At 71.6% G+C, this 23,045-nt stretch carries 21 protein-coding genes; 16 read left to right on the forward strand and 5 right to left on the reverse strand.

Features of this window, described 5'->3' with window-relative positions; translation table 11 throughout:
* Positions 1–157: 157 nt before the first annotated feature.
* Positions 158–691 carry a chloramphenicol phosphotransferase CPT gene (gene cpt, locus ACFVVO_RS14070; RefSeq protein ID WP_390054671.1) on the reverse strand — a complete coding sequence of 178 codons (534 nt, stop codon included), beginning with the start codon at positions 689–691 and terminating at the stop codon, positions 158–160.
* Between the two features lie 135 nt (positions 692–826).
* Positions 827–1,099 (reverse strand): GntR family transcriptional regulator, encoded by a 273-nt coding sequence (locus ACFVVO_RS14075; protein ID WP_390054673.1) that lies wholly within the window; start codon positions 1,097–1,099, stop codon positions 827–829.
* Between the two features lie 160 nt (positions 1,100–1,259).
* Between ACFVVO_RS14075 and ACFVVO_RS14080 the strand changes: the two genes are divergently transcribed.
* Together ACFVVO_RS14080 and ACFVVO_RS14085 are read left to right on the forward strand one after the other, a co-directional pair.
* Positions 1,260–1,589: a hypothetical protein gene (locus ACFVVO_RS14080; RefSeq protein ID WP_390054675.1), complete on the forward strand. Its 330-nt coding sequence runs from the start codon at positions 1,260–1,262 to the stop codon at positions 1,587–1,589.
* Positions 1,589–1,894 carry a hypothetical protein gene (locus ACFVVO_RS14085; protein WP_390054676.1) on the forward strand — a complete coding sequence of 102 codons (306 nt, stop codon included), beginning with the start codon at positions 1,589–1,591 and terminating at the stop codon, positions 1,892–1,894. The genes ACFVVO_RS14080 and ACFVVO_RS14085 overlap by 1 nt, the downstream gene beginning before the upstream one ends.
* Before the next feature lie 61 nt (positions 1,895–1,955).
* On the opposite strand, the gene ACFVVO_RS14090 is transcribed toward ACFVVO_RS14085, so the two are convergent.
* Positions 1,956–3,704 (reverse strand): dolichyl-phosphate-mannose--protein mannosyltransferase, encoded by a 1,749-nt coding sequence (locus ACFVVO_RS14090; protein ID WP_390054678.1) that lies wholly within the window; start codon positions 3,702–3,704, stop codon positions 1,956–1,958.
* Between the two features lie 106 nt (positions 3,705–3,810).
* Between ACFVVO_RS14090 and rsmI the strand changes: the two genes are divergently transcribed.
* From rsmI to ACFVVO_RS14140, 10 genes are all read left to right on the forward strand, one after another.
* Positions 3,811–4,662 carry a 16S rRNA (cytidine(1402)-2'-O)-methyltransferase gene (gene rsmI, locus ACFVVO_RS14095; RefSeq protein ID WP_390054679.1) on the forward strand — a complete coding sequence of 284 codons (852 nt, stop codon included), beginning with the start codon at positions 3,811–3,813 and terminating at the stop codon, positions 4,660–4,662.
* A gap of 412 nt (positions 4,663–5,074) precedes the next feature.
* Entirely contained in the window at positions 5,075–5,479 is a 405-nt protein-coding gene (locus tag ACFVVO_RS14100; protein ID WP_390054680.1) for a hypothetical protein, read from the forward strand.
* Between the two features lie 48 nt (positions 5,480–5,527).
* On the forward strand, positions 5,528–6,409 hold the full coding sequence (locus tag ACFVVO_RS14105) for a TatD family hydrolase (RefSeq protein WP_390054682.1): 882 nt from the start codon (positions 5,528–5,530) through the stop codon (positions 6,407–6,409).
* A 132-nt stretch (positions 6,410–6,541) separates the two neighbouring features.
* Positions 6,542–7,912 carry a ubiquitin-like domain-containing protein gene (locus ACFVVO_RS14110; protein WP_390054683.1) on the forward strand — a complete coding sequence of 457 codons (1,371 nt, stop codon included), beginning with the start codon at positions 6,542–6,544 and terminating at the stop codon, positions 7,910–7,912.
* Between the two features lie 49 nt (positions 7,913–7,961).
* Positions 7,962–8,867, forward strand: coding sequence for a 16S rRNA (adenine(1518)-N(6)/adenine(1519)-N(6))-dimethyltransferase RsmA (rsmA, locus tag ACFVVO_RS14115; protein WP_390054685.1), 906 nt, complete (start codon positions 7,962–7,964; stop codon positions 8,865–8,867).
* Positions 8,864–9,757 carry a 4-(cytidine 5'-diphospho)-2-C-methyl-D-erythritol kinase gene (locus ACFVVO_RS14120; RefSeq protein WP_390054687.1) on the forward strand — a complete coding sequence of 298 codons (894 nt, stop codon included), beginning with the start codon at positions 8,864–8,866 and terminating at the stop codon, positions 9,755–9,757. Before rsmA ends, ACFVVO_RS14120 begins: the two co-directional genes overlap by 4 nt.
* 91 nt (positions 9,758–9,848) lie before the next feature.
* On the forward strand, positions 9,849–11,657 hold the full coding sequence (locus tag ACFVVO_RS14125; RefSeq protein WP_390054689.1) for an ABC-F family ATP-binding cassette domain-containing protein: 1,809 nt from the start codon (positions 9,849–9,851) through the stop codon (positions 11,655–11,657).
* Positions 11,658–11,926: 269 nt separating this feature from the next.
* Complete coding sequence (locus tag ACFVVO_RS14130) at positions 11,927–13,702, forward strand: PQQ-binding-like beta-propeller repeat protein (protein ID WP_390054690.1); 1,776 nt, start codon at positions 11,927–11,929, stop codon at positions 13,700–13,702.
* A 67-nt stretch (positions 13,703–13,769) separates the two neighbouring features.
* A complete protein-coding gene (locus tag ACFVVO_RS14135; RefSeq protein WP_390054692.1) occupies positions 13,770–15,692 on the forward strand; it encodes a PQQ-binding-like beta-propeller repeat protein in 1,923 nt (640 codons plus the stop codon).
* A gap of 230 nt (positions 15,693–15,922) precedes the next feature.
* Positions 15,923–16,609: a LuxR C-terminal-related transcriptional regulator gene (locus ACFVVO_RS14140; RefSeq protein WP_390054694.1), complete on the forward strand. Its 687-nt coding sequence runs from the start codon at positions 15,923–15,925 to the stop codon at positions 16,607–16,609.
* 132 nt (positions 16,610–16,741) lie between these two features.
* Here the strand turns inward: ACFVVO_RS14140 and ACFVVO_RS14145 are convergent, their stop codons facing one another.
* A complete protein-coding gene (locus tag ACFVVO_RS14145; protein ID WP_390054696.1) occupies positions 16,742–17,095 on the reverse strand; it encodes a hypothetical protein in 354 nt (117 codons plus the stop codon).
* Positions 17,096–17,116: 21 nt separating this feature from the next.
* The gene (locus ACFVVO_RS14150; protein WP_390054698.1) at positions 17,117–18,808 is read right to left on the reverse strand and encodes a sodium:solute symporter family protein; all 1,692 of its coding nucleotides are present in this window, start codon (positions 18,806–18,808) and stop codon (positions 17,117–17,119) included.
* Positions 18,809–19,018: 210 nt separating this feature from the next.
* Between ACFVVO_RS14150 and galT the strand changes: the two genes are divergently transcribed.
* The 4 genes from galT to ACFVVO_RS14170 all read left to right on the forward strand — a co-directional run bounded on the left by galT (position 19,019) and on the right by ACFVVO_RS14170 (position 22,959).
* Positions 19,019–20,080, forward strand: a complete 1,062-nt coding sequence (galT, locus tag ACFVVO_RS14155) for a galactose-1-phosphate uridylyltransferase (RefSeq protein ID WP_390054700.1) — start codon at positions 19,019–19,021, stop codon at positions 20,078–20,080.
* On the forward strand, positions 20,077–21,054 hold the full coding sequence (gene galE / locus ACFVVO_RS14160) for a UDP-glucose 4-epimerase GalE (RefSeq protein ID WP_390054701.1): 978 nt from the start codon (positions 20,077–20,079) through the stop codon (positions 21,052–21,054). The genes galT and galE overlap by 4 nt, the downstream gene beginning before the upstream one ends.
* Positions 21,054–22,208, forward strand: coding sequence for a galactokinase (gene galK, locus ACFVVO_RS14165; RefSeq protein WP_390054703.1), 1,155 nt, complete (start codon positions 21,054–21,056; stop codon positions 22,206–22,208). Before galE ends, galK begins: the two co-directional genes overlap by 1 nt.
* A gap of 70 nt (positions 22,209–22,278) precedes the next feature.
* A complete protein-coding gene (locus ACFVVO_RS14170; protein ID WP_390054705.1) occupies positions 22,279–22,959 on the forward strand; it encodes an adenosylcobinamide amidohydrolase in 681 nt (226 codons plus the stop codon).
* Positions 22,960–23,045: the final 86 nt, after the last annotated feature.

The raw sequence follows: 23,045 nt of genomic DNA on the forward strand, positions 1-23,045 counted from the left end.
CTTCCTCTCCCCGTCACCCCGTGGGGACCTGCCGCGCCCGGAGTTTCCTGAACGCGTTCAAAAGCAGGTCGCAGCGGAACTGTAAGCGGTTGCGGGGCTGTTGTGACCGGAGTTGCCGATTGTTGTCCGAACAGAGACGTCGCAGCCGTCCGGTCCCTCACTCGGCATGGGCGGCGATGGCCCGCGCGCACTCCATCGACTCGGCGTGCACGGTGTCCACTTCGAGGTCGTAGGTCACCCCGTGATGCACAAGCTCAGCCTGGGAGGCGGCCATCCCCACGACCCGGTCACCCCGGGCGACCTCACGCCCCGTGGCAACGGCGGCATCACACCGGACCCCGACCCACAACACCCCCAGCCCGTCCAGCGCCTTCCGCCACCGCGCCTGCGACTCCGCCCCGCCGATGAACACCTCGTCCACGACGACCCGCGCACCCGCGCGGACCATCGCGGCGACCCCCTCGATCCACGCCGCCTCCAGCGCCCGGAACTCAGCCCCGACGACCACCTCGCCGTCCGGCCCGAACTCGATCCCCTCGTCCCCGGCCCGCATGGACGCCGGCAACGACTCGACGAACGTGTCCGTCCCGAACGCCAGCCACGCCCCGGGCAACACCGCCTGCAGACACCGGACGATCCCGGACTTCCCCGAGCTGGAACCACCGTTGAGCACGATCACCTGAGTAGTCACCGCGCCACCGTAGGGGTCTGGGGTGACTCGGGAAACGGGATATCGGGCGCACGGGGTGGCTGCCCGCGCCCCGAGGCCAAGAGGCCGAATTGTCGACGATCTCGGCGATCTGCACGAACTCGATGGTCTGCGCCGTCAGCCCGCGGTCGGAGGCTGCTCCACGACGAAGGAGCCCTTGCCTCGTACGGTGACGATGAGCCCTCGCTCGCGGAGCTCCTGTGCGGTGCGTCGCGCGGTGAGCCGGGCCACCCCGTACTCCTCCGCGAGGTGGTTCTCGGAGGGGATCGGCCTGTCCGGCGCCAGCTTCCCGGTCTCGATCTGCTTGGCGATGACATCGGCGAGCTGGACGTAGAGCGGCCTCGCGCTCATCGGGTCCAGAGTCGGCTTCGGCTCCTCTGTATCGCTCATACGTCCAACGTACGCATGGCAACACCTGCACGTTCGGATGGATCCCTCTGTACTTGTATGTAGAGGACTGCATTGCGCTGTACCTTCTGAACCGTAGAGACCCCGGCGAGGTGGCTAGACCTCCCGGGGCATGGCCAACGCTTACTACAGGAGCGTCGACATGCACGACCTTATCCGCCGCCTCGCCCAGTGGCTGGCCCTTCTCCTCGGCCCCGGCACCGGGTCCCACCGAGCCGGCGCCCCCCGCCCGCACCGACCCCTGCCCGGGCGCCCCACCGACTCCCTCTGCCTCCCCGTTCACCGCTCGCCGTACTGCCTGCACCTCCCCCTGGACGGCTCCGAGTCCCGGCTCGTCCGCCCCTACCTCACGGCCCACGAGCAGGAACGGGCACGTCAACGGCAGCACCGCCGCACCCTCGTCCTCGCCGCCGACTTCGGCATCGATCTCGACCAGCATGTGATCGGCGCGGAGAGGACGGTGGCGGCCTGATGGACGCCCGCACCACGCTCAGGCTGCTTCCCTGGTCGTCCCCGGAGGGCAAGCCCTGTTTCCTCGCCGACGCGAGCGAGGGCGGCTACCTCTCACGGCTGGCCGACGAGACGGAGGATCTGCAACTGTCCGAAGGCCTGGAGGTGCTGGTCGCGGCCCGGAAGCTGCTCGGTGACCCCCTGTCCCCGAACGTCGAGGTCCGCTACTCAGCGATCCGACTCTCGGAGTGCCTGGCCGACGCACTACGCGTCGCCGAGTCCCGCGGCCGCCGCCTCCCCGCATCGGACGGCACGCACGACGACTGATGGTCAGTGACGGCCACGGGGGCACGGCGTGACGCCGTGCCCCCGGAGTTCATCCGCGTGGCTACACCCACGTATCCAGCCACATCCGCGACCGCCAGTCGTCGATCGGGATCGCCGTCCCTGTGTAGAGCGGCCAGAAGTAGATGAAGTTCCAGGCGATCAGCAGGACCAGCACGCCCGCCGCCGAGGCGCCGATCAGGCGGCGGGTGTCCGTTGAGCCCGGGGGGCCGATGATGGCGCCGATGAGCATGGCCAGGGCCAGGCAGAGGAAGGGGAGGAAGACGACCGCGTAGAAGAGGAAGATCGTCCGCTCCTGGTACATGAACCAGGGCAGGTAACCGGCCGCGATGCCGCAGGCGATCGCGCCGGCCCGCCAGTCGCGGCGGAACGCCCAGCGCCAGAGGACGTACAGGAGGGCGACGATGCCCGCCCACCACAGGACGGGCGTGCCGATGGCCAGTACCTCGCGGGCGCACTTCCCGCCCGCGTCGGCCGGGCAGCCGTCGGCGCCGGGGGAGGGGGACTCGTAGAAGTACGAGACCGGGCGGCCCAGGACCAGCCAGCTCCACGGGTTGGACTGGTAGGTGTGGGGCGTCGACAGGCCGACGTGGAACTTGTAGACCTCGTGCTCGTAGTGCCACAGGCTGCGCAGCCAGTCCGGCAGGAAGGTGAAGTGGCCGCCCCTGCCGTCGGCCGCCGCCCAGTTGCGGAAGTAGCCGCCGGTGCCGTCGGACGGGGAGAGGATCCAGCCGAGCCAGGAGAGCAGGTAGACGCCGACGGCGGTGGTGGACATCGTCACCCACGAGATGAGCGACTCGACCACGAACGTGGCGGAGAGCCGGCGGTCGGCGCCGGCCACCTTGCGCGCGCCGACGTCCCACAGGACGGTCAGCACGATGAACGCGGCCAGGATGTACAGGCCGTTCCACTTCGTGCCGATCGCGAGTCCCATGAACAGGGCCGCCGCCCAGCGCCAGGGGCGCAGCCCCAGCCAGGTGGTCCTCGCGATGTACGCGTCTGGCCGGACCCGGCCGTCCGCGTCGACCGGGAGCGCGGCGGCCAGTCGCGCGCGGGACCTGTCCCGGTCGACGACCAGGCAGCCGAACGCGGCCACCACGAAGAACATCAGCACGCCGTCCAGCAGCGACGTACGGCTCATCACGAAGTGCAGGCCGTCCACCGCCATCAGCGCGCCCGCCAGGCAGCCGAGGAACGTCGAGCGGAACATCCGGCGCCCGATCCGGCACAGCAGCAGCACGGAGAGCGTCCCCAGCAGGGCCGTCATGAACCGCCAGCCGAACGGGTCGAACCCGAACACCAGCTCGCCCAGGCCGATGACGTACTTGCCGACCGGCGGGTGCACGACATACGCCGCGTCCGTGGGGATCGCGAGATGCCCGTGCGTCTGCAGTACCGCGGCGTTGGCGTTCTTGTCCCAGTTGACCTCGAACCCGCGGTGGACGAGCGCCCAGGCGTCCTTGGCGTAGTACGTCTCGTCGAATATCACCGCACGCGGGCTGCCCAGGTGCCAGAACCGCATCAGGCCCGCCATCAGCGTCACCAGCAGCGGACCGCCCCAGCCGGACCAGCGGGTGAGCCGCTCGGCCAGGACCGGCGGCACGCCCAGCACCTGCCAAAGGCGCGGGCTCGGCTCGTTGTACGGCGGAACCAGCCGGTCACGCACGTCGACCGCGGGCGCGTCCCCCGCCGGTGCGTACCCGAATCGGCGCAGCCGCTGCTGCCACGTCGGCCGCTGGTCGTGCGGTGCCTGGCCCGGCCGGAGGTCCATGGAGGACGCGGTACTGGTCACCGCGCCATCGTAGGGAAACGTTCTGTGTGAGTCCCGTGCATGGCGGTACCGGTCGGGACACGGTCGCCTTCCCGCCCGCCCCGCGGTCCCTGCGAGGATGGGGGACGTGACTGGAATCCTTGTCCTCGCAGGTACCCCCATCGGCGACATCGCGGACGCGCCGCCCCGGCTGGCCGAGGAGCTGGCCGGCGCCGACCTCGTCGCGGCCGAGGACACGAGGCGGCTGCGCCGGCTCACCCAGGCGCTGGGCGTCACGCCCAAGGGCCGCGTCGTGTCGTACTTCGAGGGCAACGAGGCCGCCCGCACGCCCGAGCTGGTCCAGGAACTGCTCGGCGGCGCGCGCGTGCTGCTGGTGACGGACGCGGGCATGCCGTCGGTCTCCGACCCGGGATACCGGCTGGTCGCCGCCGCGGTGGAGGAGGACATCAAGGTCACCGCCGTACCGGGGCCGTCCGCCGTGCTCACCGCCCTCGCCCTGTCCGGGCTGCCCGTGGACCGGTTCTGCTTCGAGGGCTTCCTGCCGCGCAAGGCGGGCGAGCGGCTGTCCCGGCTGCGCGATGTGGCCGGTGAGCGGCGCACGCTCGTCTACTTCGAGGCCCCGCACCGGCTCGACGACACCCTCGCCGCGATGGCCGAGGTGTTCGGCGCGGACCGGCGGGCCGCCGTCTGCCGCGAGCTGACCAAGACGTACGAGGAGGTGCGGCGCGGCCCGCTCGCCGAGCTGGCCGAGTGGGCCGCCGAGGGTGTCCGCGGGGAGATCACCGTCGTCGTGGAGGGCGCCCCCGAGACCGGCCCCGAGGAACTCGACGCCGGGGAACTGGTCCGCCGGGTACGCATCCGTGAGGAGGCCGGGGAACGGCGCAAGGAGGCGATCGCGGCGGTGGCGGTGGAGGCCGGGCTGCCCAAGAGGGTGGTGTTCGACGCGGTGGTCGCGGCGAAGAAGGAGGGGGCCGTCTAGGGGAGGGGGCGGCCGGCGCGGGCCGGCCGCCCGGTGGTAGTCCGTTCGGTGGTAGTCCGTCCGGCGGCGGTCCATTCGGCGGTAGTCGGCCCGGCCGTAGTCCGTCCGGCGGTCGGGCCGGTGGTGGTCCAGGGGTCGGCCAGGGGCGCACTCGCCCTCTGAGCAGGTCTCTTCTCCGCTGAGCGTGCGCCCCAACGCGGGGCAAAGGGGCGGCACGCAAGGCAAAGCCCGAAGCGCCCGTCCGGGCCCGTTTCGGCAAGGAAAATCCAAAACGCCTCCAACACTCGACAGGCCTGATGCGTTCGCGCCGGTGAGGGCGTCCACTGGTCGCAGGGACGCACCCGTCCCGCACCCCGGGATCGCAGGGGGAACCCTCGCCGGGGTGCTTGTCCAGCGGACAACCGGAGCTGGCATGAGTGAGATCGCAGGACGGACAGGCCTTCGCGGCACCGCCACCGCCGTCGTTCACGAGTCGTACGCCTTCGCCTGTATGAGGTGCGGGTTCGGCTGGGAGCAGTCGTACGAGATAGAGCACCACCTGGACGGCGACGGCCAGGAGTACGTGATGTACGTGGCCGAGGGCCGGGTCGTGCCGTCCCCGCTGAGCCGCCCCGCCTGCCACAACTGCGACGGCCATGTCGTGCGGATCATGCGCGCCGGGCAGGTCTCGTCGGTGCGCGGCGTGGCCGAGGGGCGCCACCACCGGGTGCCGCCGGCGGGTCCCGTCGAGGCGCCCCAGGTGCCGGGGCAGACCGCCGAGCCGCACCACTGGCACCTGTCCGATCTCCTCCACCCCTTCCAGCGCAGGGCGAGCTGAGCCGACGGCGCCGACCGCCCGGGCATGCCCCTTTCGTAGGATCGGGGCATGCCTTCGAACGCCGACAAGAACGCGGCACCGCCGCTCCCGCCGCCGCTGCGGGTGCCCGTGGCCGACTCCCACACCCACCTCGACATGCAGTCGGGCACGGTCGAGGAGGGCCTCGCCAAGGCCGCGTCGGTGGGTGTGACGGCGGTCGTCCAGGTCGGCTGCGACATCAAGGGCTCCCAGTGGGCCGCGGAGACCGCCGCGACCCACGACAGCGTCCACGCCACCGTCGCACTGCACCCCAACGAGGCCCCGCGCATCGTCCACGGCGACCCTGGGGGAGGCTGGTCGCGGCAGGGCGCCCGTGAGCCCGGCGGTGACGCCGCGCTGAACGATGCGCTCGCCGAGATCGACCGGCTCGCCGCGCTGCCCCAGGTCAAGGGTGTCGGTGAGACGGGGCTCGACCACTTCCGCACCGGGCCGGAGGGCAAGGAGGCGCAGGAGCGGTCCTTCCGCGCCCACATCGAGATCGCCAAGCGGCACGGCAAGGCCCTCGTCATCCACGACCGCGACGCCCACGCCGACGTCCTGCGCGTGCTGCGGGAGGAGGGCGCCCCCGAGCGCACCGTCTTCCACTGCTACTCCGGTGACGCCGAGATGGCGGAGATCTGCGCCCGCGAGGGCTACTTCATGTCGTTCGCCGGCAACGTCACCTTCAAGAACGCCCAGAACCTGCGCGACGCCCTCGCCGTCGCCCCGCTGGAACTGGTCCTCGTGGAGACCGACGCCCCCTTCCTGACCCCGGCGCCGTACCGGGGCCGGCCCAACGCGCCCTATCTCGTCCCCGTCACGGTGCGCGCGATGGCCGCCGTGCGCGGCATCGACGAGGACGCGCTGGCTACGGCCCTGGGTGCGAACACCGCTCGCGCGTTCGGCTACTGATCACCCGGATACCCTCGTGTGCGTTCGGGAGTGCAACAGTATGTAGTCGCGTCGCTTTGGAGAGTGACGAACGCTCCGCTAGGTTCTGGGGGCCCGAACCGGACCCCTCTGGCCCCCCTGGAGCGTGTCGGCGTGAGCAAGCCGCAGCACGAGACGTACGGCCCCTACGGCCATGACGCTTCCGTCCACACGGCGGAGACGCTGCCGTCCGGCGTGTACAAGGACACCTACCGGCCCGCCTACGAGGCCGAGGCGTACTTCGTCGCCGAGCCGCCGCCGTCCCGGACACCGACCGTGCCCGTGACGGTGAGCGACGAGCCCGGGCCGGTGCGCCCGGAGTCCGAGGCGCCCGCGACGGGCGGCCGGCGGGCCGCCCGCCGGCGTCGGGGGCGTTTCGGTGAGCGCCCGGACTCCGCCGTGCGCCGGCTGCTGCCGCAGGCACTGGTCGTCGCGTTCCTCGCCGGCGGCACCACCGCCTTCGTCGCCGAGGACAAGGCGGTCGAGCTGAGCGTCGACGGCCGGCAGCGCACCCTGCACACGTTCGCCGACGACGTCTCCGGGCTGCTCGACGAGGAGGGCCTGCGGGTGGGCGGGCACGACATGATCGCGCCCGCCCCCGGCACGGCACTCGCCAGCGGCGACGAGGTCGCGGTGCGCTACGGGCGCCCGGTACGGCTCAAGCTGGACGGCCAGGAGCGCCAGGTGTGGACGACGTCCCCCACCGTGGACGGGGCGCTGCGCGAGCTGGGGGTGCGTGCCGAGGGCGCGTACCTGTCGTCATCGCGCTCCCGGAGCATCGGACGCGCCGGACTCGCCCTGGACGTGCGCACCGAGCGCACCGTCACGGTCATGGCGGACGGCCGCGCCCGCACCATCCGCACCAACGCGGCCACCGTCCGCGAGGCCGTCGAGGAGGCCGGCATCGCCCTGCGCGGCCAGGACACCACCTCGGTCCCGCCGGAGAGCTTCCCGCGCGACGGGCAGACGGTGACCGTGCTGCGGGTGCACGGCTTCCGCGAGGTCCGCGAGGAGCGGATCCCGTTCCACGTGAAGCGGGTGAAGGACCGCTCCCTCTTCCGGGGCACCGAGGTCGTCGAACGGCCCGGTCGGCCCGGACTGCGGCAGGTCACCTACTACCTGCGCACCGTCAACGGCGTCCGGGAGAAGCCGCACCGGGAGTCCTCGGAGGTGGTGCGCAGGCCCCGTACCCAGGTGGTGAAGGTGGGCACCAAACCCCGCCCGACCTCCGGCCGGGGCGCCGACGGCCTGAACTGGCGCGCCCTCGCCGCCTGCGAGTCCGGCGGCCGGCCCAACGCGGTCGACCCCTCGGGCACGTACGGCGGGCTCTACCAGTTCGACACGAGCACCTGGCGCAGCCTCGGCGGCAACGGGCGCCCGCAGGACGCGTCGGTGGAGGAGCAGACGAACCGCGCGAAGAAGCTGTACGTGCGCCGCGGCGCCGGCCCCTGGCCGCACTGCGGCCCACGGCTGCACCACCGGTGAGGACGGGGAGCGGGGCGAGGGGGTCCCGGCAGCCCCGTACCCTTGTCCCGTGACCAGCCCCACCTCCGACTCCCTCCTCGGCCCCTCCGACATCCGCGAGCTCGCGGCCGCGCTCGGTGTCCGTCCCACCAAGCAGCGCGGCCAGAACTTCGTGATCGACGCCAACACGGTCCGCCGTATCGTCCGCACCGCCGGGGTCCGCCCCGACGACGTGGTCGTCGAGGTGGGCCCGGGGCTCGGCTCCCTCACCCTCGCGCTGCTGGAGGTCGCGGACCGGGTCACCGCCGTCGAGATCGACGACGTGCTGGCAGGGGCCCTTCCCGCGACCATCGCCGCCCGCATGCCGGAGCGCGCCGACCGGTTCGCCCTCGTCCACTCCGACGCCATGCACGTCACCGAGCTGCCCGGCCGCGCCCCGACGGCCCTGGTGGCGAACCTGCCGTACAACGTGGCCGTCCCCGTGCTGCTGCACATGCTCGACACCTTCCCCGGCATCGAGCGGACGCTGGTGATGGTGCAGGCCGAGGTCGCCGACCGGCTGGCCGCCGCGCCCGGCTCCAAGGTGTACGGCGTGCCCTCCGTGAAGGCCAACTGGTACGCCGAGGTCAAGCGGGCCGGGGCCATCGGGCGCAACGTCTTCTGGCCCGCGCCGAACGTCGACAGCGGACTGGTGTCGCTGGTCCGGCGGACCGAGCCGATCAGGACGACGGCGTCCAAGAAGGAAGTCTTCGCGGTCGTCGACGCGGCGTTCGCGCAGCGCCGCAAGACCCTGCGGGCCGCACTCGCCGGCTGGGCGGGCTCCGCGGCGGCCGCCGAGGCCGCCCTGGTCGCGGCCGGGGTCTCGCCGCAGGCGCGGGGAGAGTCGCTGACGGTGGAGGAGTTCGCGCGGATCGCCGAGGCCGCGCCGGCGCGGGGAACGGCCTCCGCGGCCCCGAACGAGGAGTCCGGCAGGTGAGCGTCACCGTCCGCGTCCCCGCGAAGGTCAACGTCCAGCTCGGGGTCGGCGCCGCCCGCCCCGACGGATTCCACGACCTCGCCAACGTCTTCCTCGCGGTCGGCCTGTACGACGAGGTCACCGTCACCCCGGCCGACGAGCTCCGCGTCACCTGCGAGGGGCCGGACGCGGACCAGGTCCCGCTGGACCGCACCAACCTCGCCGCGCGCGCGGCGATCGCGCTCGCCGGGCGCCGGGGCATCGAGCCGGCCGTGCACATCCACATCGCCAAGGACATCCCGGTCGCCGGCGGCATGGCGGGCGGCAGCGCGGACGGCGCGGGCGCGCTGCTCGCCTGCGACACGCTGTGGGGCACCGGCGCCTCACGCGCCGAGCTGCTCGCCGTCTGCGCCGAGCTGGGCAGCGACGTGCCGTTCAGCCTGGTCGGGGGCGCCGCCCTCGGCACCGGGCGCGGCGAACGGCTGACCGTCCTGGAGACCGGCGGCACCTTCCACTGGGTGTTCGCGATGGCCGAGCGGGGGCTGTCGACGCCGGCGGTGTTCCGCGAGTTCGACCGGCTCGCGGAGGGGCGGGAGATCCCGGAGCCGGTGGCCTCGCCGGAGCTGCTCGAGGCGCTGGCCAAGGGCGACACCGAGGCGCTGGCCGCCTCCCTCACCAACGACCTCCAGCCGGCCGCCCTGTCCCTCTTCCCCGAGCTGGCCGACACCCTGGAGGCAGGACGCGGGGCCGGCGCGCTCGCCACCCTGGTCTCCGGCTCGGGTCCGACGACGGCGTTCCTCACCCGCGACGCCGCCTCCGCGGAAAAGGCCGCCGAGGCACTGCGCGCTTCCGGAACCTGCCGGACGGTACGGACGGCGGCGGGGCCGGTACCCGGGGCGACGGTGCTCTGAGGAAATCGGCGCCCCCGGCCGCAGGCCCTAGGCTAGAAGGCTGACAGGCGGCGCAGCCGCGTGTCGTGACAGTCCCGCGCACAGGAGTGAAATGGCCGTCAACCTGGTCAATGTCGAGAACGTCAGCAAGGTGTACGGCACCCGTGCCCTGCTGGACGGCGTCTCGCTCGGTGTGTCCGAAGGGGACCGGATCGGGGTCGTCGGGCGCAACGGCGACGGCAAGACCACCCTCATCCGGATGCTGGCCAAGGTGGAGGAGAGCGACTCCGGACGCGTGACCCACTCTGGTGGGCTGCGGCTCGGGGTGCTCACCCAGTACGACTCCCTCGACCCGGCCGCCACCGTCCGCCACGAGGTCATCGGCGACATGGCCGACCACGAGTGGGCCGGCAACGCCAAGGTGCGGGACGTGCTGACCGGGCTGTTCGGCGGGCTCGACCTGCCGGGCTTCCCGAAGGGGCTGGACACCGTCATCGGACCGCTCTCCGGTGGCGAGCGGCGCCGTATCGCGCTCGCCAAGCTGCTCATCGAGGAACAGGACCTCCTCGTCCTCGACGAGCCCACCAACCACCTCGACGTCGAGGGCATCGCCTGGCTCGCCCAGCACCTGCGCGACCGGCGCTCGGCGCTGGTGTGCGTCACCCACGACCGGTGGTTCCTGGACCAGGTCTGCACGCGCATGTGGGACGTGCAGCGCGGCGACGTGTACGAGTACGAGGGCGGCTACTCCGACTACGTCTTCGCGCGCGCGGAGCGGGAGCGGATCGCCGCCACCGAGGAGGTCAAGCGGCAGAACCTGATCCGCAAGGAGCTGGCCTGGCTGCGGCGCGGAGCGCCCGCCCGCACCTCCAAGCCGCGCTTCCGCGTGGAGGCCGCCAACGAGCTGATCGCGGACGTGCCGCCGCCCCGGGACAGCAGCGAGCTGATGAAGTTCGCCTCCTCGCGGCTGGGCAGGACCGTCTTCGACCTCGAGGACATCACCGTGCAGGCCGGCCCGAAGGTGCTGCTCAAGCACGTCACCTGGCATCTCGGCCCCGGCGACCGCATCGGCCTGGTCGGCGTCAACGGCGCCGGCAAGACCTCGCTGCTGCGGGCCATGACCGAGGCCGCGCGCACCGAGGGCGAGACCCAGCCGGCCGCCGGACGCATCACCGTCGGCCGTACTGTCAAGCTCGCCTACCTCTCCCAGGAGGTCGCCGAACTCGACCCCACCTGGCGGGTTTTGGAGGCCGTGCAGCGGGTCCGCGAGCGCGTCGACCTGGGCAAGGGGCGCGAGATGACGGCGGGGCAGCTCTGCGAGACGTTCGGCTTCGGCAAGGAGAAGCAGTGGACGCCGGTCGGGGACCTGTCGGGCGGTGAGCGGCGGCGCCTGCAGTTGCTGCGCCTGCTCATGGACGAGCCCAACGTCCTCTTCCTTGACGAGCCCACCAACGACCTCGACATCGAGACCCTCACCCAGCTCGAGGACGTCCTCGACGGCTGGCCCGGCTCGATGATCGTCATCTCCCACGACCGGTTCTTCGTCGAGCGCACCACGGACCGGGTGTTCGCGCTCCTCGGCGACGGCGCCCTGCGGATGCTGCCGCGCGGCATCGACGAGTACCTGGAACGGCGCCTGCGTATGGAGGAGGCGGTCGCCACCCAGGCCGCCGCGGCGGCGCCCAAGCCGGCCACGCAGGAGAAGAGCGCCGCCGACCAGCGTGCCGCCAAGAAGGAACTCCAGAAGATCGAGCGCCAGTTGGACAAGGTCTCCGAGAAGGAGTCCAAGCTGCACGCGCGGATCGCCGAGCATGCCACCGACTTCGCCAAGGTCGCCGAACTGGACGCCCAGTTGCGCGACCTGGCGGGCGAGCGCGAGGAACTGGAGCTGCGCTGGCTGGAACTGGCTGAGGACGCGTAACCCGCAGGCAGGCGCACCTCTTCGGCGCGCGCGGCGTGAAAGCGCCGCGCGCGCCGCTGTTGCGTGCGCCGCGTGAAGAGGGCGTGAAGGCGCGTAACGGCGGCATCACGGCCCGGTTCTCCCTTGGGAACAGGCGTGGATCCAGGCCCCTGCGCTGTCGGTGCCGGGTGATAGAAAGAGCCGTCTGAGAACCGTATGAGTACGACCTGGGTCCGTGAGCGAACCTCGGGGCGTGGCTAAAAATCAGTGAACGAGGGGGAAGAGCGCTGATGACTCAGCCGCCCGACCAACCGCCGCAGGGCGGCTTCGGAGCACCGCAGGACCAGCCGCCGCAGGGTGGTGGATTCGGGGCGCCGCCCCCGCCGCCGGCCCAGCCGCCGCAGGCACCGGCCCAGCCTCCTCAGCCCCAGCCCGGCTACGGCTACCCCCAGCAGCCCGGCCCCTACGCCCAGCCGGGCCCCTACGGCGCGCCCGCGCCCGGCGCCCCCGGCCCCTACGGGCAGCCCCAGCAGCCCGGCCCGTACGCCCCGCAGCCCGGCTACGGCTACCCGCAGCAGCCGCCCCAGTACCCCGGTGCCCCCGGCGGTGCCCCCTACGGCGGGCCGCAGCCGCCTGCGAACAAGAGGAAGACCGCGCTGATCATCGGCGCCGCGGCGGCCGCGCTGCTGGTCATAGGCGGCACCGTCTACGCCGTCACCAGCGGCGGTGACGACGACGGCAAGAAGAAGCCGGTCGCCCAGCAGAGCGACGACGGCAAGAAGTCCGCCTCCGACGCCCCGGTCAACCCCGGCGACGGCAGCGGCGACGGCGGCGCGGACCCCGAGAACCTCAACGAGGGCCGCAAGCCCGGCGAGGCGAAGGTGCTCTGGTACAAGACGGCACCCGACGCCCCCGGCTCCGGCGCCGACGCGCCCGGCATGTGGATCACCGGCAAGACCGCGGTGAAGGCGGCGTACAAGCAGCTCTTCGCCTACAACGTCGGGGACGGCAACCCCACCTGGGGCCCGATCACCTTCCCGCAGAAGATCTGCTCGGTCACCCCGCAGAAGTCGGCCGACGACAAGATCGTCGTGGCCTACATGAGCGGCGTCAGCGACCGCGCCAAGTGCAACCAGCTCCAGCAGGTCGACCTGGCGACCGGCAAGAAGGGCTGGAGCACCGAGGTGGGCGACGGCGCGCTGTTCGACAGCGCGATCAGCGTCGAACTCAGCGTCAGCGGCAAGACGCTGATGGTGGGCCGCTCGCAGTCGGGCACGGCGTACGACCTCGACAGCGGCAAGAAGCTGTACGACAAGAAGAAGTACGGCGACGCCTGCTTCCCGACCGCGTTCGCGGGCGGCACGGACCGGCTGGTCCAGGTGGCCTCCTGCAACGCCGGCGGCGGCAACGCGCACGAGGAGATCCAGGAACTCGACCCGGCCACCGGCAAGGTCAGGTGGACGCAGCCGGTCAAGAAGGGCTGGCGGGTCGCGCGGACCTACTCGCTGGATCCGCTCGTGGTCTATCTGACCAACGAGAGCAAGAAGGCCTGGAACATCTCCACCTTCGGCAAGGACGGCAAGTTCCGCTCCGAGGTCAAGGTGAACGAGAAGTTCGCCCCGCAGTGCGGGTGGGCGATCCTGGAACGCGATCTGCAGGGCTGCCAGGGCGTGGCCGTCGACTCCGACACGCTCTACCTGCCCACCAGCGCCACCAGCGGCGCCAACGAGATCGTCGCCATCGGCCTGGCCGACGGCAAGGAGAAGTGGCGCGTGAAGTCACCGGCGGACGAGTCGATGTCCCCGCTGACGGCGGAGAACGGAAAGCTCATCGCCTACGTGGACCCGTCGTACGACGCGGGCGGCCAGATCGTGTCCGTGCCCACCACCGGCGGTTCGCACACGACGACCAAGCTGCTGCAGAACCCGGCGGGCACGGCCCAGATCGAGAACGGCTTCTTCGACGGTGCCGTCAGCTGGACCGACGGGCGCTTCTACATCTCCACCACCCGGCTGTCCGGCAACGACGACTCGAAGGAGAAGCTGATGATGGCCTTCGGCAAGTGAGTCCCGGCCCTTCTCCCACCGTCCCCTCGCCGCCAGGCCCCGACAGCTTCACCGAGGTACCCCCGTCATGACCCAGCCGCCCCCTCCGCCGCCGAACCAGCCCCCGCAGCAGGGTGGTTTCGGTCCGCCCCAGGACCAGCCGCCCACCAACCCGGAGGCTCCGGCCACCCCGGAGACCCCCGCCGCCCCGCAGGGCCCCGCCACCCCGCCGGCGCCCCAGACGCCGCCCAGCCTGCAGAAGGGCCCGCAGCCCGGCTACGGCTACCCGCAGCAGCCCGCGGCAGCCCAGGCCCCGCAGCCGCCCCAGCCCCAGCCGGGTTACGGCTACCCGCAGGCCCCGCAGCCGGGTTACGGCTTCCCCCAGGCACCCCAGCCCCAGGCTCCGCAGCCGCCCCAGCCGCAGCCCGGCTACGGCTACCCCGGCGCGCAGCCGAACCCGTACGCGCAGCCGACCCAGCCCATGGGGCCGTACGCCCAGCAGCCGGGTTACGGCTACCCGGGCGGACCCACCGTGCCGATGCCGGCGCAGCCCGGGCAGCCGGGCGGCGGCCGGAACAGCACCGCCCTCGTCATCATCGTCGCGGCGGTCGTCGCCATCGCGCTGATCGTCGGCGGCGGCATCTGGTACGCCAAGTCCTCCGGCGGCGACGGCAAGAAGGACGAGACCGCGAGCTCCAGCGGCGGCAAGGGCGGCACGGACGGCAAGGACGACACCACCGGCGGCACGTCCTCCGGCAGCGAGGAGAAGGTGCCGTCGGACCCCGCGTCCAAGGTGCTCTTCCAGGTCGACATGCCCCAGACGAAGGACACCGTCGTCACCTCGGGCTCCTGGCTGACCGACTCGGTGTACGCCAAGAGCGGCGTCGCGGAGATCGTCGGCTACAACCCCGCCGCGGGCACCAAGATGTGGACCATCAAGCTGCCCGGCCCGGTGTGCACGGCCAGCAAGCAGGTCACCGAGGACAACAAGACCGCGGTCGTCTTCCAGCCGAAGATGCCCAAGAAGGGCTCCACCGAGGGCTGCAGCCAGGTCGCCGCCATCGACCTCGACAAGGGCACCGAGCTCTGGACCAAGACGGTCAAGAACGGTGACTACACGGCCAACCTGCAGAACGTGACGGTCTCTCAGCACACCGTCGCGGTCGGCAGCAGCAACGGCGGCGCCGCGTTCGACATCGGCACCGGAAAGGTTCTCTGGCAGCCCAAGCCGGAGGACTCCTGCGAGGACGCCGGGTACGGCGGCGGCCCCAAGCTGGTCGCGGTGCGCAAGTGCGGCAGCTACGGAGAGCGCCAGCTCCACATCCAGAACATCGACCCGACGTCCGGGAAGGTCATCTCCGACTACAAGATGACCGCGGGTATCGAGTACGCCGGCATCGTCTCCACCGACCCGCTGGTGGTGGCCGCCGACGTCGGTGACAGCGCCGACGACGGCAGCGGCATCTCGGACTACTTCTCCATCGACAACAAGACCGGCAAGCTGCTCACCCGGATCTCCGCACCCTCCGACACCTACGCCGGCCGCTGCGACAGCATCACCCGCGTCGAGGACTGCCGGGAGGTCGTCGCCGGCGACGGCAGGCTGTACGTGCCGACCGAGGAGCACGACGGCAACGGCGACTACAGCAAGACCAACGAGATCGTCGCCTTCGACCTGGCCACCGGCAAGCAGACCGGCCAGCGCGCCGAGGCCGGCGACGGCTACACGCTCTCCCCGCTGCGCATGGACGGCGGCAACCTGATCGCCTACAAGCACCCGCCGTACAACAAGGGCGGCCAGATCGTCACCCTCGGCGGCCCGTCCTTCAAGGCGACCACGCTGCTGGAGAACCCGTCCACCGAGAGCGTGCGGCGGGCCGAGACCACGATGCTGCCGGAGTACGCGGAGATCCTCTACGGGAAGGGCCGGCTCTACATGTCGGCCGTGTACGCGCACAAGTCCACGTACGGCAAGGAGTACCTGCTGCTCGCGTTCGGCGCGGGCGGCTGACCGTCCGCCCCGGCGCGCACACGGGCGCCGGGGCGAATGCGAGGGATTACCAGGGAGTGCCCCGGATTTCACTATCCGGGGCACTTCTCCTTCATAGGGGCAGCGCGACGTCGAACAAGCGTGTAGCTTCCGGGGGCATGAAGGGCGGGGTGCCGGGGGGCCCTCTGTCGTGGTGGACCGGTGGGCGTCCCTGGTGGGGCATCCATGGGGGAGGGCTGGGGGGTTGCTCAATGGGAGTGCGGCTCATGGTCGTCGACGACCATCGCCTGCTCGCGGAGGCACTGGCGTCGGCACTGAAGCTGCGCGGGCACCGGGTGCTCGCGGCGGCGGCGCCGGCCGCGGGCGCGGCGGACCTGGTGATCTCGCGGGCGCCCGAGGTGTGTCTGCTGGGCACGGCGGCGCCGGCCGAGCCGGGGGCCTTCGACCCGGTGGCGAAGATCAAGCGGGAGCGGCCGCAGGTGGCGGTCCTGGTGCTGGGCCCGGTGCCGTCACCGCGGGGCATCGCGGCCGCGTTCGCGGCGGGGGCCTCCGGGTACGTACGGCACGACGAGCGCATCGAGGGCGTCGAGCGGGCGATCATGAAGGCGCGAGCGGGCGAGGCGGCGGTGGCGCCGCAGCTCCTGCAAGGGGCCTTCGGTGAGCTGCTGAACCCGGCGGCCCAGCCGGACGACGAGGGGCAGCGGCTGCTGGCGATGCTGACGCCGCGCGAGGTCGAGGTACTGCTGCGGGTCGCCGACGGCGAGGACACCCGGGTGATCGCGGCCGGCATGGGCATCGCACCGAGCACCGCGCGCACGCATGTCCAGCGGGTGCTGATGAAGCTGGGCGTGGGCTCCCGCCTGGAAGCGGCGGCCCTGGCCGCCCGCACCGGCCTGCTGGACCGGGCCGGTTCGTATACGAGTGCCGGCCCCGCCTAGGCACCTGGTGCGGGGGCTGGGTGCGCCGACAGCGCGGGCAGGCCGCCCGCCAGGGGCGCGGGGCTGTGTCGATATGCGGCCCGGCCGCGTGGGCGCGACCAGCCCCCACGCGACCGCGGACGGGTACGGCGACTACGCCGACTCCTTCTCCTCCGGCAACCCCTCCGGAGGAATCGGCGGCGGAGTGGGCCGCAGCTTCAGCCAGGCCAGGAAGAAGATGCCCAGCAGCAGCATGCCGATTCCGGTCCACAGGTTGATGTTGACGCCCTGGGCCTTGTCGATGGCGGACTGCGAATCGGTGATGCCGACGATCGTGACGATGACGCCGTAGAGGACGAACAGACCGCCGATGATGCGGCGCAGGTCGAAGATGCGGGCGGCGGTCGCCGACTTGGTCTCGAGGTCGGCGACGTCACGCGAGAGGTCGTCCTCGGTGTAGTGGTGGTGCCGGCCGGGGTGGTCGGGCTGTCCAGGCTGTTCGGTCATGATTTCCTCGGTCCTCCCGCGTCAGAACGAGAACGGGATGTAGCAGGCGGCGGCGATCACTACCGCGCCCCAGCCCAGCAGGGCCGGCTTGCGGTACCAGGCGTCGTCGCCGGGGGCGGGCGGCTCGGCCATGCCGGGGGAGCGGGTGCCGTAGACCAGGCCCTGCAGCTCCTGCGCCGGCTTCGGCTTGGTGAACAGGGACACGGCGAACATGACGATCGCACCGGCGACGAAACCGGCGATCGCGGAGACGAAGTTCGCGCCCTGGTCGGAGGGAAGGGAGATGATGCCCTTCTTGTAGAAGACGAAGTAGTTGACCATCGCGGTCACGGTGCCGGCGAGCAGCCCCCAGAAGCCGGACTTGGCGGACGCGCGCTTCCAGAACATGCCGACGATGAAGACGACGAACATCGGCACGTTGAAGAAGGAGAACAGCGTCTGCAGGTACGACATGATGTTGGAGAAGGAGGACGCCAGGAACGCCGTGCCGATGGAGGCACAGACACCGATGACGGTGATCAGGCGGCCGAAGCGGACGTAGTAGCCGTCCTCACGGCCCGGCACCACGTACTTCTCCCAGATGTCGGTGGTGAACACCGTGTTGAACGACGACACGTTCGCCGCCATGCCCGCCATGAAGGCGGCCAGCAGACCGGTGACCGCGATGCCGAGCACGCCGTTGGGCAGCAGCTCCTGCATCAGATAGGGGATGGCGTCGTTGTACTGGTAGCCGGAGCCCGAGGTGCCGAAGTTCGGGATGAGCGCGGCGGCGACCAGGCCGGGGATCATCACCAGGAAGACGATGAAGATCTTCGGATAGGCGGCGATCAGCGGCGTCCGCTGCCCAGCCGAGAGGTTCTTCGCGGACAGGGCGCGCTGCACCTCGGCGAAGTTGGTGGTCCAGTAGCCGAAGGAGAGCACGAAGCCGAGGCCGAGCACGATGGTCAGCCAGTTGGCGCCCAGCGGGTTGGTGCTGCCGATGCCGGTGCCGCCCCAGGCGGTGGTGAAGTTCTGCCCGTGCGTGGCGGTGAGCTTGTCGGTCAGGCCGCCCCAGCCGCCGACCTTCTTCAGGCCGAGGACGGTGATCGGGATGAGGGCTGCCAGGATCACGAAGAACTGGAGCACCTCGTTGTAGATCGCCGAGGACAGACCGCCGAGCGTGATGTACGCGAGCACGAAGGCGCCGGCGACCACGATGGCGACCCACTGCGGCCAGCCGAGCAGGGCCTCCACCACGATCGCGAGGGCGTAGAGGTTGACGCCCGCGATCAGGATGGCGGCGAAGGCGAACAGGATCGAACTGAGCAGGTGGGCGGCCCTGTCGAAGCGCAGCAGCAGGAACTCGGGGACCGAGCGGACCTTGCTGCCGTAGTAGAAGGGCATCATCACCAGGCCCAGGAAGACCATGGCGGGGATGGCGCCGATCCAGTACCAGTGCACGGTGTACGCGCCGTACTGGGCGCTGTTGGCGGCCATGCCCAGGATCTCGGTGGCCGCCAGGTTCGCCGAGATGAAGGCGAGGCCGGTGATCCAGGCGGGCAGCGAGCGTCCGGAAAGGAAGAAGTCGAGGCTGGTCTTGACGGACCGGCGGGCCGCGAAGCCGATGCCGAGAACGACGATGAAGTAGATCGCCAGGATCGTGTAGTCCAGCCAATTGGTGGGGAGCTGTAGCTCCGCCGCCAGATAGGTGGGGGCGTATGTGGGGGTTTGCATGAGAACTCGCTTCGTCGCGCGAACTGATCCAGAGCGGAACCTACGCCTCTGTGTTCAGCAATTGAACACTTCCGGTGGTGTTCTTTGTTTGATTGTGATCGTACGAGCTGTTGTCGGGTTGTGATCTGTTATGTTGGATTGTGTTGAGTGATTGAGTGCGGGCCCCCGGCCGTCACCCTGATCCTTGGCCCGGACGGAAGGTGAGTTGTTGTGAAGAAGACCTCGACCCGGCTGGCCGACGGCCGTGAGCTGATCTACTACGACCTCCGGGACGACATCGTGCGGGACGCCGCCGACCGCCGCCCGCTGGACGCCACGGTCACCACCTCCGAGATCCGCCGCGACCCGCTGCTCGGCGACTCGGTCGCCGTCGCCTCGCACCGCCAGGGCCGCACCTACCACCCGCCGGCCGACCAGTGCCCCCTGTGCCCGACCCGGGGCGAGCGGCTCAGCGAGATCCCCGACTCCTCCTACGACGTGGTCGTCTTCGAGAACCGCTTCCCCTCGCTCGCCGGCGATTCCGGCCGCTGCGAGGTGGTCTGCTTCACCTCCGACCACGACGCCTCCTTCGCCGGCCTCACCGAGGACCAGGCGGGGCTGGTCCTGGACGCCTGGACGGACCGCACCTCCGAGCTGTCGCATCTGCCCTCCGTAGAGCAGGTGTTCTGTTTCGAGAACCGGGGTGCCGAGATCGGCGTGACCCTGCAGCACCCGCACGGACAGGTCTACGCCTACCCCTTCACCACGCCCCGCACCGCGCTGATGCTCCGCTCGCTCGCCGCCCACAAGGAGGCAACCGGCGGACAGAACCTGTTCGACGACGTCCTGGCCCGGGAACTCGCCGGAGAACGGGTCGTCCTTGAGGGTGAACACTGGGCGGCCTTCGTGCCTCACGCGGCGCACTGGCCCTACGAGGTCCACCTGTATCCCAAGCGGCGCGTGCCCGATCTGCTCGCGCTGGACGAGGAGGCGCGCACAGAGTTCCCCCAGATCTATCTGGAACTCTTGAAGCGCTTCGACCGTATCTTCGGCGAGGGTGAGACTCCGACGCCGTACATCGCGGCCTGGCACCAGGCCCCGTTCGGCGCGCTGGAGGAGTTCGACGGCGTGACGCGGGACGACTTCGCGCTGCACCTCGAGCTTTTCACCATCCGCCGCACTTCCGGCAAGCTGAAGTTTCTCGCGGGTTCGGAGTCCGGCATGAACGTGTTCATCAACGACGTGCCGCCGGAAACCGCGGCCGAGCGACTGCGAGAGGTAGCGAGTTCATGAAGTACCTGGTGACGGGTGGGGCGGGGTACGTCGGCAGTGTCGTGGCCCAGCACCTGCTGGAGGCCGGCCACGAGGTCACCGTCCTCGACAACCTCTCCACCGGCTTCCGCGCGGGCGTGCCCGCCGGGGCCGCGTTCGTCGAGGGCGACATCCGGGACGCCGCGAAGTGGCTCGACCCCTCCTACGAGGGCGTGCTGCACTTCGCCGCGTTCTCGCAGGTCGGCGAGTCGGTGGTGAAGCCGGAGAAGTACTGGGACAACAACGTCGCCGGCAGCCTGGCCCTGCTCGGCGCGATGCGCGAGGCGGGCGTCCGCAAGCTGGTCTTCTCCTCCACGGCGGCCACCTACGGCGAACCGGAGCAGATCCCGATCGTGGAGACCGCCCCGACGAGGCCGACCAACCCCTACGGGGCCACCAAGCTCGCCGTCGACCACATGATCACCAGCGAGGCGAACGCCCACGGCCTGGCCGCGGTGTCCCTGCGCTACTTCAACGTGGCCGGCGCCTACGGCACGTCTTCCGATGTCATGTCCGGCGAACGCCACGACCCCGAGTCGCACCTGATCCCGCTGGTGCTCCAGGTCGCCCAGGGCCGCCGCGACGCGATCTCCGTCTACGGCGACGACTACCCGACCCCGGACGGCACCTGCGTCCGCGACTACATCCACGTCGCCGACCTCGCCGAGGCCCATCTGCTGGCCCTCGACACCGCCCGGCCGGGCGAACACCTGATCTGCAACCTCGGCAACGGCAGCGGCTTCTCCGTCCGCGAGGTCGTCGAGACCGTCCGCAAGGTCACCGGACACCCGATCCCCGAGGTCGTCGCGCCGCGCCGCGGCGGCGACCCGGCGGTCCTGGTGGCCTCGGCGGACACGGCCCGCGAGAAGCTGGGCTGGAACCCGTCCCGCGCGGACCTCGCGGGGATCGTCGCGGACGCGTGGGAGTTCGCACAGCACATCTCGAGGGAGCGGTAGTGGGGGCAGAGCAGGTCACCGGGCGTTTCACCGAGCTGTACGGCGCCGCCCCGGAAGGGGTGTGGGCGGCGCCCGGCCGGGTCAACCTCATCGGCGAGCACACCGACTACAACGACGGCTTCGTGATGCCGTTCGCCCTGCCGCACCAGGCCACGGCCGCGGTCTCCCGCCGCACCGACGGCGCGCTGCGCCTGCACTCGGCGGACATAGGGGGCGAGGCCGTCGAACTGACGCTGGACGCGCTCGCACCGCAGAGCGACCAGGACTGGACGGCGTACCCGGCGGGTGTCGTCTGGGCGCTGCGCGAGGCCGGCCACCCGGTCACGGGCGCCGACATCCACCTCGCCTCCACGGTCCCCACCGGCGCCGGCCTGTCCTCCTCCGCCGCCCTCGAGGTCGTCGTCGCCCTGGCCCTGAACGACCTGTACGACCTCGGCCTCCAGCGCTGGCAACTGGCCCGCCTGTGCCAGCGCGCCGAGAACGTCTACGTCGGCGCGCCCACCGGGATCATGGACCAGACGGCCTCGGCCTGCTGCGAGCGGGGCCACGCCCTGTTCCTCGACACCCGCGACCTGTCCCAGCGGCCGATCCCCTTCGATCTGGCCGCCGAGGGCCTGCGCCTGCTGGTGGTCGACACCCAGGTCAAGCACGCCCACAGCGGCGGCGAGTACGGCAAGCGCCGGGCCGGCTGCGAGAAGGGCGCCGCCCTGCTCGGCGTCGACGCCCTGCGCGACATCCCCTACGCCGACCTGGACGCGGCCCTCGTCCTCCTCGGTGACGACGAGGAGGTGATCCGCCTGGTCCGGCACGTGGTGACCGAGGACGAGCGGGTCGAGCGGACCGTCGCCCTGCTGCGCTCCGGCGAGACCCGCGCCATCGGCCCGGTCCTCACCGAGGGCCACGCCTCCCTGCGCGACGACTTCCGCATCTCCTGCCCGGAGCTGGACCTGGTCGTCGACACGGCCCTGACCGCGGGCGCCCTGGGCGCCCGGATGACCGGCGGCGGCTTCGGCGGCTCGGCGATCGTCCTGGCGGAGGCGGCGGACGTGGACACGGTGACGAAGGCGGTGCGGGAGGCCTTCGCCACGGCCGGCTTCACGGCCCCGCGAGTCTTCGAGGCGGTGCCTTCGCCGGGGGCGCGCCGGCTGGGCTGACGACCGGGCGGGGCGGCGGAACCGGCCCGGATACGATCGGCCGGTTCTCACCCCAAGGAGCGAAGAACCGGTGACCGCCGTCCTCCCCCCGTCCACCACGACCACCGGACCGCACACCGTGCGGCTGCTGACCCGCTTCGAGGGCGGTGAGCGGCTGCACGCGCTGCTGTGGCGGCCGGGCCCGGGGTGGCGGATGATCAGCAGCGCCGTGCTCGGCGGCGGCATCGGGGAGCGCGGCTGGGTCCTCAACGCCCAAGTGGCGCACGGCTACCGGCGTACCGACCCGGACCGGCACCTCGCCGAACTGGCCGCCGGGGCGGGTGCGGCCGGACCGGGCGTCGGGCTGATGACGGCGGCCGACGTCTCCCGCCACGGCCGCGCGGAGGACGGCGGGGCGGAGGCGGTCGTCACGGCGGGCATCAGCGTGCGCGGCTGGGCCGCGACCCCGGCGGAGGGCACCGCGCTGCCCGCGCAGCCGGGCACCATCAACATCATCGCCGTCCTCCCCGTGGCGCTGACCGACGCCGCCCTGGTCAACGCGGTCGCGACCGCCACCGAAGCCAAGGTCCAGGCACTGCTCGACGCCGGCCACGACTGCTCCGGCACCCCCACGGACGCCATCTGCGTGGCCTCCCGCACCCCCGCCCCCGGCGAGGACCTCCACCCCTTCGCCGGCCCCCGCTCCCTGTGGGGCGCCCGCCTGGCCCGGGCTGTGCACCTGGCGGTGGGCGAGGCCGTGACACCCGGGTGACGCCGGCGGCGGCCGCTGGACCTGCACTGGCGCTCATGCTGGAGCCGGGAGGACCCATGGCCGACCGACACCACCGACCTGTCCCG

Source organism: Streptomyces sp. NPDC058145, assembly GCF_042884245.1.
GTDB lineage: Bacteria > Actinomycetota > Actinomycetes > Streptomycetales > Streptomycetaceae > Streptomyces.